The following is a 17,329-nucleotide window of genomic DNA, read 5'->3' on the forward strand; positions in this document are numbered from 1 at the left end:
AGGCGCAGAACCCGGCGTCGGACGCACACTGGGCTATGCACAAGCTCTCGCTGCAGGCCCTGGCCAGGGAACAGCTGTCGCTGGCCGCCACCGCCACCAGTGGCCGCAGCGCCCGGACCGTCTACGGCGGTCACGAACACGTGATGCGGCAGACGGTCATCGCGCTGACCGCCGGCCAGTCATTGTCCGAACACGAGAATCCCGGCGACGCCACCATTCTGGTGCTCTCCGGGCGGGTCAGGTTGACCTCCGGCACGGTCGACTGGGAGGCGCGCCAGGGTGACCTGCTGCTCGTACCGTCGGCCCGGCATTCCCTGCTGGCCATCGAGGACGCCACCGTGCTGCTCTCCGCGACACCGGGCAGCTCAGCGCTCTGATCCCCACGGTCCCCCGCAAGGCGCACAGCAAAGGCATAGCCGGCGCTCAGCGTGGGCATGAACAGTAAGCTCACACTGGAGCCATGACCATCACCGCCCCGTTCGCCGGGTTCGTCCCCACCACCGATGCTTCCCGGGAATCCCTGCGGGGACCGGGGAACCGGGCCATCAAGGCCCTCGTCGTGGACGACGAGCAGACGCTGTCAGAACTCGTCGGGCTGGCCCTGCGCTTCGAGGGCTGGGACATCCGGATCGCCGGCGACGGCCAGTCCGCCGTCACGGCGGCCCGGGAGTTCCGGCCCGACCTGGTGATCCTGGACGTCATGCTGCCCGACATGGACGGGATGGAGGTGCTGCGCCGTATCCGCGCCGAGATCGACCACGTACCGGTGCTCTTCCTGACCGCGCGCGATGCCGTGGAGGACCGGATCGCAGGCCTGACGGCGGGCGGCGACGACTACGTCACCAAACCGTTCTCCATCGAGGAGCTGGTGTTGCGGCTGCGTGCCCTGCTGATGCGGTCGAAGCTGAGCGTCAGCACCAACTCCCCCACCCTGTCGGTCGGCGACCTCACACTGGACGAGGAGACCAGGGAGGTATTCCGTGGCGGCGCCGCCATCACGCTGACGGCCACCGAGTTCGAGCTGCTCCGGTTCCTGATGCGGAACGCCAGAAGGGTGCTGAGCAAGGCCCAGATCCTGGACCGGGTGTGGAACTACGATTTCGGCGGCCAGGCCAACATCGTCGAGTTGTACATCTCCTACCTGCGCAAGAAGATCGATGCCGGCCGCGACCCGATGATCCATACGGTTCGCGGGTTCGGCTACGTGATCAAGCCCGCTCCCCCGGTCTGAGCAGATGCCCTTCGGCCGTAGAACTGTCCATGCCGTCGCGCCCGGTCCGTCCAGGGCCAGATCAGCCGTGAGGTTCCGATGACCGTCACCCTGCAGACGTCCACTCCGTCCGAGGATTCGCCCGACAGCGCTGTCTCCGCGACACCGAGACGACGGTGGATCGTCCGGATCTGGCGGGGCGCCGAGGACGACCCGCGATGGGCCAGGCCGGCCCTGTTCGGACTGCTCGCGGTCACCGCTGCGCTGTACCTGATCAACCTGACGTCCTCCGGCTGGGCGAACGCCTTCTACTCAGCGGCCGCGCAGGCCGGATCGGTGTCCTGGAAGGCCTTCTTCTTCGGCTCCTCCGACGCCGCGAACTCGATCACCGTCGACAAGACACCCGGAGCCCTGTGGTTCATGTCCCTGTCGGCCCGCATCTTCGGGGTCAACTCGTTCGCGATCCTGCTCCCCGAAGCGCTGATGGGAGTGGCGTCCGTCGGGCTCCTGTACGCCACGGTGAAGCGGGTGGCCAGCCCCGCGGCCGGCGTGCTGAGCGGTCTCGTCCTGGCCGTCACACCCGTTGCCGCCCTGATGTTCCGGTTCAACAACCCGGATGCGCTGATGGTGCTGGGCCTGGTCGCCGGTGCCTGGGCGATCACCCGCGCCATCGCCGATGGCAAGACCAGGTGGCTGCTGTGGTGCGGCGCCTTCATCGGCGTCGCCTTCCTCGCGAAGATGCTGCAGGCGTTCCTGGTCGTGCCGGGCTTCGGCCTCGCCTATCTCGTCGCCGGCCCCCCGCGGCTGCGCAAGAGGCTCTGGCAACTGGCGGCCGCCCTCGGCTCGATGATCGCGGCCGGCGGCTGGTGGGTGGTCGTCGTCCTGCTGTGGCCGGCCGCCGACCGTCCGTTCATCGGCGGTTCGCAGACCAACTCGGTGCTGGACCTCCTGTTCGGCTACAACGGTTTCGGCCGGCTCACCGGCAACGAGGTCGGCAGCGTCGGCTGGAGCGACCAGAGCTCGGCGACCAAGCTGGTGAACTCGGAGATGGGCGGCCAGATCGCCTGGCTGCTGCCCGCGGCCCTGATCGCGCTGGTGGCCGGGCTGATGATCACCGCCCGCCGCGGCCGGACCGATCCGGTGCGTGCCTCGTTGATCGTCGGGGGCGGCTGGCTCGTCATCACCGGGGTCACCTTCTCGGCCATGCAGGGCATCATCCATCCGTACTACACGGTGGCGTTGGCGCCTGCGATCGGCGCGTTGGTCGGCATCGGGGCCCATCAGCTCTGGAAGTGCCGGAGGTCGCCGGCCGCTCTCGGCACCCTGGCCGGATCCATCGTGCTGACCGGGATCTGGGCAAAAGTGTTGCTGGCGCGCACATCCGACTTCCTACCCTGGCTCGGTCCGACCGTCCTGATCGGAAGCGTCCTGACCGCGGCGGCCGTCATCGCCGCCGCGCTGCTGCCCGTCCACCGGGCCAGGATCGTCACCCCGATCGCCGCCGTCCTGACGGCGGCCGTCCTGCTCGCCGGTCCCACCGCCTACACCGTCGACACCACCTCCACCGGTCACACCGGGGCACTGCCCTCGGCCGGCCCGACCGCGTCCGGCGGGGGCTTCGGCGGTGGCGGTGGCCTACGCGGACGCGGAAACTTCGGTGGTGGCACCTTCCCCGGGGGGACGTTCCCCGGGGGCGCCTCCCCCGGGGGCCAGAACCCGGCCGCCGGGACCACCCGGACGTTCGGTGGCGGAGGCGGTTTCGGCGGAGGCGGAGGCCTGCTCGGGGCACCCACCCCGTCCGCTGAACTGGTCACCACATTGAGCGTCAACGCATCGCACTACACATGGGCCGCAGCAGTTGTCGGGTCCAACAACGCCGCGGGCTACCAGCTCGGCACCGGACTTCCGGTGATGGCCGTGGGCGGATTCAACGGAACCGACCCCGCCCCGACACTGGCTCAGTTCCAGGCGCTCGCCAGGGCCGGCAAGATCCACTACTTCATCGGCGGCACCATCAGCGCCGGCAGGGGCGGCTCGAGTTCCACCTCCGGTTCGCAGGACGCCGACCTGATCAATTCCTGGGTGGCGGCGAACTACACCGCGACCACCGTCGGATCTGTCACCCTCTACGACCTGACCTGACCTGACCTGACCGTCGAGCGGATACTTATAGCGGGCAAATCGCCCGTGAAGCGACGATAAGTATCCGCTCGATGGGGCAAGCGCAGCACAGGAAGTCCAGAGCAAGGGCAACGGGGGGACACAGCGGGATCGGCGAGAGTTGGTCCCATGACCACCGAAAGCCAGGACGTCCCAGAGGTTTCCGTCGATCTCGCCATCGGCTCCACCACGCTACCGGCTCTCACATCCGCCGCGCGAGCCTGCACAGCAGTGGTCGCGGATCCGCTCGCCAATCCCCGCCGCACGCGGTGGAACGGGCGATCCAGCTGCGTCGCCACCGAGGTCCACCGCCGGGTTCCACGACGGCCCGTCGCGCACTGACGCGCTCGCCACCCACCTCCTCTCCAGACCGATTGCCCCGAAAAGGAATCCAGGACGATGACCATGACCTCCGCGTTGACCACTGTCGATCTGCCGGCCGACCCGGCCGTGCGCCCACCAGAAGAACTGCCCACCAACTCCTCCGGCCCGCCCCAGCAACGCAACCGCTGGACCAGGCTGGTCCGCGGCGGTGCCGGTGACCCGCGGTGGGCGCGCCCACTGCTGATCGCACTGCTCCTCGTGACGGCCGGCGCCTACCTCTGGGACCTGTCCATCTCGGGATACGCCAACGACTTCTACGCCGCGGCCGTCAAGTCCGGCACCGAGAGCTGGAAGGCGTGGCTCTTCGGATCGCTGGATTCGGCCAACTCGATCACCGTGGACAAGCCACCCGCCTCGCTGTGGGTGATGGTGCTGTCCGCCAGGATCTTCGGATTCTCGTCGTTCTCGATGCTGTTGCCGCAGGCGCTGATGGGCGTCGGGACCGTCGCCCTGCTGTACTCGGCCGTGAAGCGCACGTCCGCCCATGCCGCCGGACTGGTCGCCGGCGTCCTGGTGGCCCTGACACCTGTTGCCGCACTGATGTTCCGGTTCAACAACCCGGACGCGATGCTGGTGCTGCTGATGACGGCCGGCGCGTACTTCGTCGTCCGGGCGATCGAGAAGGTGCCCGCCGGGAAGAAGTCCCACGCGCTGCGCTGGCTGGTCCTGGCCGGTACCGCGATCGGGTTCGCCTTCCTGACGAAGATGCTGCAGGGCCTGCTGGTTCTGCCCGCCTTCACCGTGGTGTACCTCGTCGCGTCCCCGAACAAGCTGATGACCCGCATCTGGCACCTGCTGGCTGCGCTGGGGGCCGTCATCGTCTCGGCCGGATGGTTCGTGGCCCTGGTCGCGCTGTGGCCCGCCGCGTCCCGCCCCTACATCGGTGGCTCCACCGACAACTCCCTGTGGGAGTTGGCCATCGGCTACAACGGCCTGGGACGCCTGTTCGGCTCGACCGGCAACGGGGGCGGCGGGGGCGGCGGCACCTCCTTCGGCGGGGCCAGCGGCCTCAACCGGATGTTCGGCACGTCGTTCGGCTCGCAGATCTCCTGGCTGATCCCGGCCGCGCTCATCGCCTTCATCGCCGGCGTGTGGTTCACCCGCAGAGCGCCCCGGACGGACACCACCCGCGCGGGCATCCTGCTCTGGGGCGGCTGGATGATCGTCACCGCCGTCGTCCTGTCGTACATGCAGGGCACGGTCCACCCCTACTACGCGATCGCGCTCGCCCCCGGCATCGCCGGGCTCGTCGCCATCGCCGGGCGGGAACTGTGGCGAGGACGGAATTCTCACCTGGCCCGCACTTCGCTCGCGGCGATGATTTCCGTCACCGCCGGCTGGTCGTACCATCTGCTCGATCGTGACGCCCCGACCTTCGCGCCGTGGCTCCGCTGGCTCGTCCTGGTCGGCGGAATGCTCGGCGCGGCACTGCTGGCCGCATCGGCCGGCCGGCTCAAGAAGTACGCCGTGATCGGCCTGCTCGTCGGGTCCATCTCCGCTTTGGGCGGCACCGCCGCGTTCACCATCGACACCCTGGCCACCGCTCACACGGGGTCGACGCCGATCGCCGGCCCCGTCTCCAGCAGCATGGGCGGCTTCGGCGGCGGGAGAGCAGCCGGTGGCTTCACCGGCGCGCGCCCGACCGGCGCCGCCCCGAGTGGCACAGCCCCCAACGGCACCGCTCCGACCGGAACTGTCCCAACGGGTCTCGGCACCGGGTCTGCACCGACCGGCACCACATCGGGGTCGGCAGCAGCAGCAGCGGGCGGCGGCTTCGGCGGTGGGGGTAGCTCGTCCAATGCCGCCCTGACCGCCCTGCTGAACAAGACCACGTCGCGCTGGGCGGCGGCCACCATCGGGTCCCAGTCGGCCGGGACGTACATCCTGGCCACCGACAAGGCGGTGATGGCCATCGGCGGATTCACCGGTTCCGACCCGTCGCCGACGTTGGCCCAGTTCCAGGCCTACGTCGCGGCCGGCGACATCCACTACTTCATCTCCGGTGGCGGGTTCGGCGGCGGCGGCCAGGGTGGCGGGACCTCGACGTCCGGTGCCATCACGGCCTGGGTGACCGCACACTACAGCGCCACCACGGTCGGCGGCGTGACGGTCTACGACCTGACCAAGGCCACCAGCGCCTGATCCACGCCGCGGCTCCTGGCATCGACCGGAATAGGATCCGCACTCCGTGGCCCTGGATCTGCGGATCTCATTCCGGTCGATCGCCCCACCCGGCACTGGCACGTGGCCCCTGTGGAATTGACCTGCCCAGCAGCTTGACCCTGACGTAGCGTCAGAGCGCATCGTCGTTCGTGCAGGGGCCGACCGGCCCCGGCACCACCCGAAGGCGACCCCAGAGGTGTGAGATCAGCAGGGGGAGAACATGAGCTACTCGGTCGGCCAGGTAGCCGATCTGGCGGGTGTGACGATCCGGACGTTGCACCACTACGGTCAGATCGGCCTGCTGGAGCCACAGGACCGCAGCCCCACCGGGTACCGCCAGTACTCCGATGCGGACCTGAATCGGTTGCAGCACATCCTGTTCTATCGGGAGCTCGGATTCCCACTCACCGAGATCGCCGCCATTCTCAGCAAGCCGGGCGCGACGGCCAGAGCTCACCTGCGCAGGCAGCACGAGCTCCTCACCCAGCGGATCGCCCGGCTCACCGACATGGTGGCCGCCGTCGAAAAGGAACTGGAGGCCCACAGCATGGGAATCGCACTGACACCGCAGGAGAAGTTCGAGATCTTCGGACCGAACTACAGCGAGAACTACGAGATGGAGGCGGAAGAGCGCTGGGGGGATACTCCGGCGTGGCAACAGTCGCAGACCCGCACTCAGGCGTTCACGAAGCAGGACTGGGTCAAGGTCAAGCAGGACGAAGACGACCTCAATCGCCGACTGGTGGCGGCCATGACGGCCGGCGCAGCGCCGAACAGCGACGAGGCATTGGATCTCGCCGAGGCGCACCACCGGAGCATCGAGGTGTTCTACGACTGCCCCTACCCCATGCACCGTGGCCTGGGCGACATGTATCTGGCCGACGAGAGGTTCACGCGGACCTACGAGGAGCTGGCACCGGGCCTGGCGCAATGGTTGCGAGATGCTGTCCACGCCAACGCCGACCGTCAGGAGCGCTGACCGCGGACCCTCGGCGAGCACCGGTCACGGGGCGAACCACCACCAGGCAGGAGGTGGCGCGGGATCCCACATCACGGAACCCGCATCACCTCCTGGGTCAGGACCCCCCGGAACCTGCGTGCGACCCGCCGCCGCCGGACAGCGACCCGGTGAGCGCGATGGCGCCCACCGCCGCCGTCGCAACGGCACCGGCCGTGATACCTCTGACCCTGGAACGCATCCGATCGCGGCGCTCTGCCGGTGGACGCCGATCCTGCTGTGTCACTCGCGACCCTTTCCACGCACGTCGAGAGCACCGAGCTTGACCGGTCCGGCTGTGCCGCTGCTGTGACCAGCGTGGGACACGGGGACTACTTCAGCCCGGCGACCAGTTCCCGCTTCAGGATCTTGCCGCTGGGACCCATCGGGAACGAGTCGACGAACTCGACGCGGCGGGGGTACTTGTACCGCCCGAGGTTCTCCCGCGACCACGCGATCAGGCCCGCCTCGTCGAGATCCGCCCCTTCCGGGGACCTGACCACGACGGCGCAGATCTCCTCCCCGTGGACCTCGCTGGGGTAGCCGATCACCGCGACCTGGGCGACCCCGGGATGTCCCGCCAGGACCTCCTCGACCTCACGCGGGTAGACGTTGTAGCCGCCGCGCAGGATCATGTCCTTCTTCCGGTCGACGATCGACAGAAACCCGTCCTCGTCCTTCGTGCCGAGATCCCCGGTGCGGAACCAGCCGCCCACCATCACTGCGGCAGTGGCCTCGGGGTTGCCGAGGTAGCCGGCGAAGACGCAGTGCCCACGGATGACGACCTCACCCATCTCGCCGACCGGCATGAGATCGATGCGACCCTCGACCTCCGCGGCGGCGATCTCGGCCTGCACGCCCCAGATCGCCCGGCCGACGGTGCCGGGCTTGCGGCCGAACACCGGCTGGTTGAAGGTGGCGACCGGCGATGTCTCGGAAAGTCCGTAGCCCTCGTAGATGTCGGCCTTGAAGACCTCGGCGAACTTGTCGATCACGGCGACCGGCAGGCTCGCCCCACCGGACGCCGCCACCCGCAGTTGCGGACGACGCGGGTCGGACCGGGCGGCCGCGAGCAGACCGATGTACATCGTCGGCACGCCCATGAAGACGTTGACCTTCTCGGAGACGATCAGGTCGATGGCCGCAGCGCCGTCGAAACGCGGCAGCAGGACGAGCGTCGAGCCGGCGAAGAAGCCCGCGTTCATCGCGCAGGTCTGCCCGAAGGAATGGAAAAGGGGCAGGCAACCCAGCACGATGTCGGCGCTGGACATCCCCATCACGGTGGTGGCCGAGGTGATCGCGTTCATCGTCATGTTGAGCTGCGTCAGGATTGCACCCCTGGGCGCGCCGGTGGTGCCGGAGGTGTAGAGGATGACGGCCTCGTCGTGGGCGTCGCGTTCCACGTAGGCGGCCAGCGGGGTCGCGTCCTCGGCCATCTCGTCGAGACGGTCGACACCCTCGCCGCCCATCACCGCGAACAGCGGGATCCCGGCTGCGGCGGCGGCCGGTGCGCCCTCGGCCAGGAGGGGTGCACCGACGATCAGCAGCTTGCAGCCGGCGTTCTGGAGAACGTACGTGATCTCCCTGGACACCAGCAGCGCGTGCACCGGTACGACGACCGCGCCGAGCGAGAGCGCCGCGTAGTACGCCCGTGGGAAGTCCGGCACGTTCGGCATCAGCAGGCCGACCTTGTCGCCGGGACCGACACCCGCCTCGGCGAGCACGGCCGCGTAGCGCCTGGCCTGCTCCCATAGTCTGCTGTAGGAGGTTCGCTCGGCGCCCATCACGACGGCGTCCGCGTCGGGATAGCGAAGAGCGGATTCGGCGAGGATGCTGCACAGACTGAGGCTCATCGATGAGTTCCGCTCTTCTTCGTGTCCGATTCTCCGGACGTTCCCTGTGCGGTTCGGCGCAGGTGGTGGACAGGCTGCCCGGATGGACGGACTGGGATCAACGTCACAAGCCGACCATACGCACACCGGGAAATGCTGACCCGGTTGGCTGTGCCGGCTCTTCGAGAAGTAGATTCGCCGGACAAGGAGTTGCACTCCCGCCATCGGTACCGGGCCGACCCGCCTTCCGCCGCTGGATCGGCGAGGTACCGCTGTGGTCAAAAACTGTGAAGAAGCGCAGACGCGCATGCCCGAGGTCGACGAAGCCCCCGTTGTCGCTACGCCCGATGCTGCGGCGCCGGAGGCGGTCCGGAAAACCGAACCGGGATCCGCGACCCTGACCTACGGTCACGCCACACTGGATCTCAAGCTGGTCCCGGCCACCGAAGGTGCCTCCGGTGTGGAGATCGGCAAGCTGCTGGGGACCACCGGGATCGTCACCCTCGATCCCGGGTTCACCAACACCGGCTCGACCACCTCCGCGATCACCTACATCGACGGTGACGCCGGGATCCTGCGCTACCGCGGCTACCCGATCGAGCAGCTGGCCAAGTCCTCGACCTTCATCGAGACCAGCTACCTGCTGATCTACGGCGAACTGCCGACCCCGACCGAGCTGGACAACTTCACCTCCCGGATCAATCGGCACACCCTGCTGCAGGAAGACCTCAAGCGGTTCTTCGACGGGTTCCCTCGCGATGCGCACCCGATGCCGGTGCTCTCCAGCGCCGTCAGCGCGCTGTCGACCTTCTACCAGGACTCGCTCGATCCGTTCAATCCCGAGCACGTCGAACTGTCCACGGTGCGCCTGCTGGCGAAGTTGCCCACCATCGCGGCCTACGCCTACAAGAAGACGGTCGGTCAGCCGCTGCTCTACCCGGACAATTCCCTCGGCCTGGTGGAGAACTTCCTCCGCATGTCCTTCGGCTTTCCCGCCGAGCCCTATGACGTCGACCCGAAGATCGCCAAGGCATTGGACCAGCTGTTCATCCTGCACGCCGACCACGAGCAGAACTGCTCGACCTCCACGGTCCGACTGGTCGGTTCCGCGCATGCCAACCTTTTCGTCTCCGTCGCGGCCGGTATCAATGCCCTCTTCGGCCCGCTGCACGGTGGGGCGAACGAGGCCGTCCTGCAGATGCTCGGGTCCATCCGTGACGACGGCGGCGACATCGCCAAGTTCGTGGACCGCGTCAAGAAGAAGGAGCCGGGCGTCAAGCTGATGGGCTTCGGCCACCGCGTCTACAAGAACTACGACCCGCGCGCGGCGATCGTCAAGCAGACCGCGGACGGAATTCTGGAGTCGCTCGGGGCGAACGACGAGCTGCTGGATCTGGCCAAGCAGCTGGAAGAGGTTGCGCTGCACGACGATTACTTCGTCTCCCGCAAGCTCTACCCGAACGTCGACTTCTACACCGGTCTGATCTACAAGGCGATGGGCTTCCCGACCAAGATGTTCACCGTACTGTTCGCGATCGGCCGGCTGCCCGGCTGGATCGCCCAGTGGCGCGAGATGATCGAGGACCCGGCGACCAAGATCGGCCGCCCGAGGCAGGTCTACACCGGTTACACCGCACGGGATTACGTCCCCGGCGACCACCGCTGACCCTGCTCCATCGCGCTCCTCCGGGTCTGCGGCGCGTCGGAAAGTCTCCGGCGCGTCGGAAAGTCTCCGGCGCGTGGAAAACCCCCCGGCGCGTCGGAAAGTCTCCGGCGCGTGGAAAACTGTGGATTCAGGTCCACTTCCGCTGGCTGCCTTCCTGGCCGGAATCGAGACTTTGCGACGCGCGACAGCGTATGTTTTGCCCACCGACGGGAACTGACCTGACGTGACCTCCCTGCTCTGGTTCCGCCGCGATCTCCGACTCGACGACCACCCGGCTCTGCTGGAGGCGGCCCGATCCGGTGACGTCCTGGGCGTCTTCGTGGCCGACGACAAGCTGCTGAACGGCTCGGGATCGCCCCGACGTCATTTCCTGGCCGGCTGCCTGACGAAACTGTCCGAGTCCATGGGCGGCCGCTTGATGATCGCGCACGGGCGACCGGAGAACGTCATCCCCTCGTTGGCAACGAAAGTCGGGGCCGACACGGTCCATCTGTCCGCGGACTACGGACCCTACGGGCGCAAGCGTGATGCGCGGGTGGAGGATGCCCTGCGGCGCAAGGACATCGAGATGATCGCCACCGGTTCTGCCTATGCCGTCGCCCCCGGTCGGGTCCGCAAACCGGACGGAACTCCGTATGCCGTGTTCACCCCCTTCCACCGTGCCTGGTCAGCACACGGCTGGCGCGGGCCTGCTGGATCCGGGGGCGACGTCGAGTGGCTCGATCCAGAAGACCTCGGCCCCCGGTTCGCCGTCGAAAAACTCTCCGCCGCCATTCCGTCCGACATGACCTTGCCCGCGCCCGGGGAAAAGGCCGCCCAGCAGGTATGGTCCGACTTCCTGGAAAAGGCGGTCGCCGACTACGACGACGAGCGGAACCGGCCGGATCACCCCGGTACCAGCCACATGTCGCCCTATCTCAAATGGGGATGCGTACACCCGCGGACACTGCTGGCCGACCTGTCGAAACGACGATCCGTCGGGGCGGCGTCCTACCAGCGGGAATTGGGTTTCCGGGACTTCTACGGTGACATCCTCTTCCATCGCCCCGAAACGCTGACGGTGTCCGCCGACCCGGTGATCGACGGCCTGGATTGGGACAGCGGGAAAGAGGCGGACACCAGGCTCGAGGCATGGAAGACCGGGCGCACCGGATATCCGTACATCGACGCCGGCTTGCGACAACTGATGGCGGAGGGGTGGATCCACAATCGCGTCCGAATGGGCGTCGCGTCCTTCCTGATCAAAGATCTCCACCTGGCGTGGCAACTGGGGGCGGCGCATTTCATGGATCACCTGGTGGACGGCGACATCGCGTCGAACACCCACGGCTGGCAGTGGGTGGCCGGCGCCGGCGCCCAGGCCTCGCCGTACTACCGCGTCTTCAACCCGATCGCCCAGGGCGAGAAGTTCGACCCGCAGGGCGATTACGTCCGCCGGTACGTCCCGGAGCTGGCCGGCGTCGCCGGCAAGGCCGTGCACCGACCATGGGACCTACCGGACGGAATGCCCAAGGGGTACCCAGCACCGATCGTGGATCATGCCGCCGAGCGGATCGAGACCCTCCGCCGCTGGGAGCAACGTCCGCACAGCCGCTGACGCCCGCCGGTCGACGCGCTCCGCTGGGCGGGGCCTCTGGCGGGCGCGCTCCGCCGGGCGGGGCCTCTGGCGGGCGGGGCCTCTGGCGGGGGCCGCCTCGCATTCAATCGGGCGGGGCCTCTGTCGGGGGCCGCCGCGCAGACAACAGTGCCCGTCCGACGCCTTGCGGGCCACAGTTCAGGCAGATCCGTATGCGCCCGGCAGATCCGTATGCGCCGGACGCACCGAGAACTACTGGAGGTAACCCTCGACGGTCTTCACGGGCCGGGCCGCCGCGTCCTCCGGGTTCCCACCGAACTCCGACTTGGCGCGACGCTGCCGCAGCAGGTCCCAGCACTGGTCGAGGGCTTCCTCCAGGGATTGGAGCTGCGCGCGCTCCTCCTGCGAGTCGATCTCGCCGGCCAGCCGCTTCTGGCGCAATTGGTGCTCCTGGTCCACCAGTGACCGAACGGTCCCGAGGGTGTCGTGCTCTGACACGGTGATCTCCTTTACAACTGCTCGGTGACAACTGCTCGGTCCTATCCCGGACGACGACTGCCTGTTCCTACCATGGACGAACCGTGCTGGGCTCGGAAACCTTCCGGCCGCAGGCCCCACGACGCGGACCACTTCGCACCGGGCTCCAGCCAGAGCAGTCCGTCGCCGGAGTTGAAGGCGTTGACAGCGCACGTCATCGGCTCGACGGCGATCGCGACCCGCTGGTCGGACCGTCCGGGCACCGGGAACCCCGGTGGCGAGAACACCTGCACCCAGCCGAACACCTCGTCCGCCCACAGGACCAGAGCGGTGCCGTCGGGAGCAGCAAGCCGGTGCTCGACGCGGCCGTCGCTCACCGCGAGGTCGGTCAGCGCCACGTCGGCCTTGATCTCACCCACCCTGACGCCACCTCGCAGGTCCACGTGTCTGCCCTCGACCGACTCCTTCGACACCGGGATCATCGCCTCGTCCACCAGCGCGTGGGTGGCACCGGACACCGTGATCGTCAGATCGGCGGCAGCGCACGGGCCGACCCGGAGGTAGGGGTGCGCGCCGATGCCGAACGGCGCGGTACCGGAGCCCACGTTGGCGAGCCGATGGGTGACCTGGAGTCCGGCGTCGGTCAACGTGTACGTCACCGACGTGTCGAGGGTGAACGGGTAACCGTGTTGCGGATAGATCGAAGCGCCCAGGGTGACCGAGTCGCGCGTCTGCTCCAGCAACTCGTAGGCGGTGTTGCGCAGCAGACCGTGGATCGCGTTCCCGCGGGAGGGTTCGGTGATGTCCAGTTGCTGGGTCGTGCCCTGGTGCTCCCACCGACCACCGGCCACCCGGTTGGGCCAGGGCGCGAGCACCATCCCGCAACCCAGCGGAGCCACCAGGTCGTCGGTCCAGGTCTCGGTGAAGTGCACACCGGCCACCGAGAACTCCCGCAGCACCGCCGCCACCTGACCGACCCTGACCAGCGCATCACCATGTCGGATCTCGAATTGATGACCGGAAACAGCACGGGGCGCCAATTTCACGACCGGTATCCGTTCGTGCGGTGCGCGTTCATCGGGCCTGGGCCGTGAACTGCGAGACGGCCCGGCCGAACTGCAGCAGACGCTGCATCTGCGCGAGGCCACCGTCGGTCACCGACTTGGAGAAGCGATAGGTCTCCACGTACTGCACGGTCCGGGTCTCGTTCGCCTCGGTCAGCTCCGTCATCGAGCGTTCGGGTGTCTGCGTCGACAGGTAGAGCATCACCGCATGCATCGTGCGCGAGCCATCTGGCTCGGCCTTGAAACGGTTGCGCAGCCCCTGGTCCACGATCGCCGACAGCGGGATGGTGCGCACCGAGGACGAGAACATCAGGATGTCGGGCCGGTCGTCGTCGGTCTCGTCGTCCCCGTGCCAGAGAATCAGTCGCCGACCGTCGGTGACGGCGACCTCCTGCCAGAGGGACTCGCCCCACGCCTGCGTCGAGGCGACCCGCTCGCAGGTGAAAGCCTTGACCTCACCGGGATCCAGGACGCCGTAAAGGGCTTCCAGGGCAGCATCGGCGTCACGGATGTACGCGCGCACTGCGTCATCGAGACGCGGATACGGCGCCCAGTCCTGCGGGGCGTGCGGTGCGGGGTAGGACATGTATGACGCCTCCTGGGCAGCCACGACAACCTGGAGCGTTGCCGACCTCTGATGGGGAATGGGTTCCGGGCCAAGCATCGGGACCTGACGATCGGACGCACATCGCCACCGAAGGTCCCCTTCCGGCAACCACCGGCGGCACCCTGAATCCTGCCCTATGCAGATGACCGCCGGCGGCGGCCTACCGGACGTCCGCCGGGCTCTTGATCCACGATCTGACGTCCGAGCCCATCGAGAGGGCGATGGCCAGAATCGGCAGGACCGCGTAGATGATCGGCACCCAGACGGCCAGCCCGAAGGCGAAATCGGTCAGTCGGATGACGAAGTACACCGACAGCGCGATGGACAGCAGCCCGCCGACCCCCAACAACGTCGAACGGCGGTTCAGCATGGTCGTACCGCCCGCGATCAACAGGCCTCCGACGACCAGGAGGACGAACCCGATCACGGTGAACTCCGAGCTGTAGCGGTTGCGGTCGCCGTTGGTGGAAAAGCTCGCGCCGCTGAACATGAACACGCTGCCGATCAGCACGAACCCGGCCTGCACGAACGCCAGCACGGCGGCCGCGATGGCGCCGCCGGGTTTGGGTGGCCGCACCGGGACGAGGGGATACATCGGGACGAACTGGTACCCGGGAGGTGGCTGACCCGGGTAGCCGGGAGGTGCATGTCCCGGGTACGTGAGCGGGTAGGCGGGGGGCTGCGGCGCATAGGGGTCGACCGCCGAATAGGCCGGTGGACCCGGCGGCAGCGGCTGACCGGTGACCGGATCGAACGCCGGGGGCATCTGGTAGCCCGGCGGAACCTGAGGGCCCGGCGGAGTCCACGGAGTGGCAGGGCCGAACTGGTTCGCCGGGCCGTACCGGTTCGCCTCGTCATTTCCCTGGCTCATGCTGTGTCCCCATTTCCCGCCCGGCGGCCGCGGTGACGTGCGCCCTCGATGATTCTGCCCGATCCCGCCGACAGCAACAGCTTCCTGGGCAGCGCAGACCCGTGGCGCCGGACGCGCCGGCTCAGGCCGACCTCTCGATCACGCGGCCGGGTTCGTCGTTGGTGGGATGGCGGGAGTCGTAGTCGCGCAGGGAACGGCCGAAATAGCCGGCCACCACCGTCAGGACCACGCACAGCAGGCCACCACCGATGACGGCGAACGTGGTGGAGGTGGCGTCTGCGACCACGCCGTGGACCAGATCTGCCAGTCGCGGGCCGCCCGCGACGACGACGGTGAACACCCCCTGGAGTCGTCCACGCATCTCGTCGGTCGCCGCCACCTGCAACAACGTCGAGCGGTAGACCGAGCTGACCAGGTCCGAGAAGCCGCCGATCGCCAGGTAGATCACCGCGAGCCACAGCACCGAGGTGGTACCGAACAGCGCCATGGAGAAGCCCCACATCACCACGGCCAGCAGGATCGCGATGCCCTGACGGTGCACCCTGGTGATCCAGCCACCGGTGAGCCCGCCCAGCAGCGAGCCGACGGCGAGTCCGGCGTTGAGCACGCCCAGAGCGACCCCACCACCGGGCGGGCCGCCGAACGTGTGCTCGGCCATCGCCGGGAACAGCGCCCTCGGCATGCCGCAGACCATCGCGATGATGTCGATGACGAAGGTCATCAGCAGCAGGGGCCGGGCCTTGAGGTAGATCAGTCCGTCGCTGACCTTGGCCCGCCCGCGGCCGCTCCCGGCACCCGCCGGCGGGATCGGTGGCAGACGGATGACGGCATAGAGGACGCCGGTCAGCGTCAGCGCGTCGATGAAGAACAGCCACGGCAGGCCCGTCAACGGGATCAGCACGCCGACCAGCAGTGGACCGACGATGACGCCGGTGGAGAAGACGGTGATGTTCAGCGCGTTCGCCGACGGCACCAGTTCGGCCGGCACGATCCGGGGGAGGATCGCACTCCTGGTCGGCTGGTTCACGGCGAAGAAGCCCTGCTGGACCGCGAGCAGGGCCATCACGATCCAGATCTGGCGCGTGCCCGACAGGGCCGTCAGCCAGAGGGCGAGACTGGTGACGGCGATTCCGGCGGACGTGATCATCATCAGCTTCCGCCGGTCGAAGCTGTCCGCGACGGCGCCGCCCAGCAGGCCGAAGACCACCAGTGGCACCAATGCCACCAGGGAGGCCAGGCCGACCAGGGCCGAGCTGCCGGTGACGTCGAAGATCTGCTGCTGCACCGCCACGGCGGTCAGCTGGGAGCCGACAACGGTGGCGATCTGCGAGACGAACATCCGGCGGAAGGCCGGGATGCGCAGGGGCCGGGAGTCGGGCACGATGCGGCCGAGGCGACCGGCCCGGCGGGGCGGCACCGTGTCGGCGGCAGGTGATCGGTCGGGCTGGGGCGTGACAGGCGAGGGGGTGACGGGCGAGGGCGTGACGGGCGAGGGCGTGTCTGTCACGGGGCGAGCCGCTCGATCAGCCATCGACCGTCCACGAGCCGGTACCGGAGCCGGTCGTGCATCCGCCCGGTCCGGCCCTGCCAGAACTCGACGGCGACAGGTTCGATCCGCCAGCCTCCCCAGTGCGGCGGCAGCGGCACTTCCTGCTCCTCGCCGAACTGCTCCAGGATGTGCTTCTCGAGCCGGTCCAGTTCGTCCCGGCCCGCGACCACGGCCGACTGCGGGCTCGACCACGCGCCGATCTGGGAACTCCGCGGCCTGGTCTTCCAGTACGTCAGCGATTCAGCTTCGTCGACCCGGTGCACCGGACCGCGGACGTGGATCTGACGCTGGAGCTGAAACCACGGGAAGGTGACCGCAGCCCATGGGTTCTCCTCGAGATCGTGACTCTTGGCGGAGGTGTAGTTGGTGTAGAAGACGACGCCGCGCTCGTCCACCGCCTTCGCCAGCACGGTCCGCGTGGTCGGAGCCCCGGCCCGGCCGGCGGTGGACAGCACCATGGCGTTCGGCTCGGTCACCCCGCCCTGGACCGCCTGGCCCAGCCAACGGTCGAACTGGGTCACCCAATCGCCGGCCAGTTGGGTCTCGTCCAGTCCGGCCATCGTGTAGTTCTCCCGCATTCGCGCAAGGTCGTCCAGTGTCACGCCGCAACCCTTGTCCTCGTCAGGAACCGTCATCGGCAGTCCCGCTCACCGGCGCCCGGATCTCCGAGCGCCAGCCGTTACTTTAGCTAACGTTTACCCCCGGCTGCGATCCCGGCCGACGTCCGGGGCCTTCCGGACGTGACCAACAGCACCGCTCCGAATCATGGCCTG

14 protein-coding genes are annotated in these 17,329 nt (G+C 68.2%); 7 read left to right on the forward strand and 7 right to left on the reverse strand.

All coding sequences use genetic code 11. The features are described from left to right. Positions 1-35 precede the first annotated feature (35 nt). The 5 genes from H7F38_RS24510 to H7F38_RS24530 all read left to right on the forward strand — a co-directional run bounded on the left by H7F38_RS24510 (position 36) and on the right by H7F38_RS24530 (position 6,896). Positions 36-377 (forward strand): cupin domain-containing protein, encoded by a 342-nt coding sequence (locus tag H7F38_RS24510; RefSeq protein WP_187092178.1) that lies wholly within the window; start codon positions 36-38, stop codon positions 375-377. Between the two features lie 83 nt (positions 378-460). After that, positions 461-1,231 (forward strand): response regulator transcription factor, encoded by a 771-nt coding sequence (locus H7F38_RS24515; RefSeq protein WP_187092179.1) that lies wholly within the window; start codon positions 461-463, stop codon positions 1,229-1,231. A 78-nt stretch (positions 1,232-1,309) separates the two neighbouring features. Continuing rightward, the gene (locus H7F38_RS24520; RefSeq protein ID WP_187092180.1) at positions 1,310-3,352 is read left to right on the forward strand and encodes a glycosyltransferase family 39 protein; all 2,043 of its coding nucleotides are present in this window, start codon (positions 1,310-1,312) and stop codon (positions 3,350-3,352) included. Between the two features lie 423 nt (positions 3,353-3,775). Then, positions 3,776-5,896 (forward strand): glycosyltransferase family 39 protein, encoded by a 2,121-nt coding sequence (locus H7F38_RS24525; RefSeq protein WP_187094964.1) that lies wholly within the window; start codon positions 3,776-3,778, stop codon positions 5,894-5,896. Positions 5,897-6,137: 241 nt separating this feature from the next. Then, a complete protein-coding gene (locus H7F38_RS24530) occupies positions 6,138-6,896 on the forward strand; it encodes a MerR family transcriptional regulator (protein WP_187092181.1) in 759 nt (252 codons plus the stop codon). A 350-nt stretch (positions 6,897-7,246) separates the two neighbouring features. Here the strand turns inward: H7F38_RS24530 and H7F38_RS24535 are convergent, their stop codons facing one another. Next, a complete protein-coding gene (locus tag H7F38_RS24535; protein WP_187092182.1) occupies positions 7,247-8,767 on the reverse strand; it encodes a long-chain fatty acid--CoA ligase in 1,521 nt (506 codons plus the stop codon). Positions 8,768-9,053: 286 nt separating this feature from the next. On the opposite strand from H7F38_RS24535, the gene H7F38_RS24540 reads away from it, so the two are divergent. Together H7F38_RS24540 and H7F38_RS24545 are read left to right on the forward strand one after the other, a co-directional pair. Next, positions 9,054-10,412, forward strand: coding sequence for a citrate synthase (locus H7F38_RS24540; protein WP_187092183.1), 1,359 nt, complete (start codon positions 9,054-9,056; stop codon positions 10,410-10,412). 223 nt (positions 10,413-10,635) lie between these two features. Further along, positions 10,636-12,009, forward strand: a complete 1,374-nt coding sequence (locus H7F38_RS24545; protein WP_187092184.1) for a deoxyribodipyrimidine photo-lyase — start codon at positions 10,636-10,638, stop codon at positions 12,007-12,009. Between the two features lie 231 nt (positions 12,010-12,240). Here the strand turns inward: H7F38_RS24545 and H7F38_RS24550 are convergent, their stop codons facing one another. From H7F38_RS24550 to pdxH, 6 genes are all read right to left on the reverse strand, one after another. Next, positions 12,241-12,486 carry a DUF2630 family protein gene (locus H7F38_RS24550; RefSeq protein WP_187092185.1) on the reverse strand — a complete coding sequence of 82 codons (246 nt, stop codon included), beginning with the start codon at positions 12,484-12,486 and terminating at the stop codon, positions 12,241-12,243. Between the two features lie 41 nt (positions 12,487-12,527). Then, entirely contained in the window at positions 12,528-13,511 is a 984-nt protein-coding gene (locus H7F38_RS24555) for an aldose 1-epimerase family protein (RefSeq protein ID WP_222618308.1), read from the reverse strand. A gap of 28 nt (positions 13,512-13,539) precedes the next feature. Then, positions 13,540-14,115 carry a hypothetical protein gene (locus tag H7F38_RS24560; protein WP_187092186.1) on the reverse strand — a complete coding sequence of 192 codons (576 nt, stop codon included), beginning with the start codon at positions 14,113-14,115 and terminating at the stop codon, positions 13,540-13,542. A gap of 181 nt (positions 14,116-14,296) precedes the next feature. Then, entirely contained in the window at positions 14,297-15,007 is a 711-nt protein-coding gene (locus H7F38_RS24565) for a hypothetical protein (RefSeq protein ID WP_187092187.1), read from the reverse strand. A 121-nt stretch (positions 15,008-15,128) separates the two neighbouring features. Next, positions 15,129-16,514, reverse strand: coding sequence for an MFS transporter (locus H7F38_RS24570; protein WP_255498171.1), 1,386 nt, complete (start codon positions 16,512-16,514; stop codon positions 15,129-15,131). Further along, on the reverse strand, positions 16,511-17,191 hold the full coding sequence (gene pdxH / locus H7F38_RS24575; protein ID WP_187092189.1) for a pyridoxamine 5'-phosphate oxidase: 681 nt from the start codon (positions 17,189-17,191) through the stop codon (positions 16,511-16,513). The genes H7F38_RS24570 and pdxH overlap by 4 nt, the downstream gene beginning before the upstream one ends. Positions 17,192-17,329 lie beyond the last annotated feature (138 nt).

The organism is Nakamurella sp. PAMC28650 (genome assembly GCF_014303395.1).
GTDB lineage: Bacteria > Actinomycetota > Actinomycetes > Mycobacteriales > Nakamurellaceae > Nakamurella.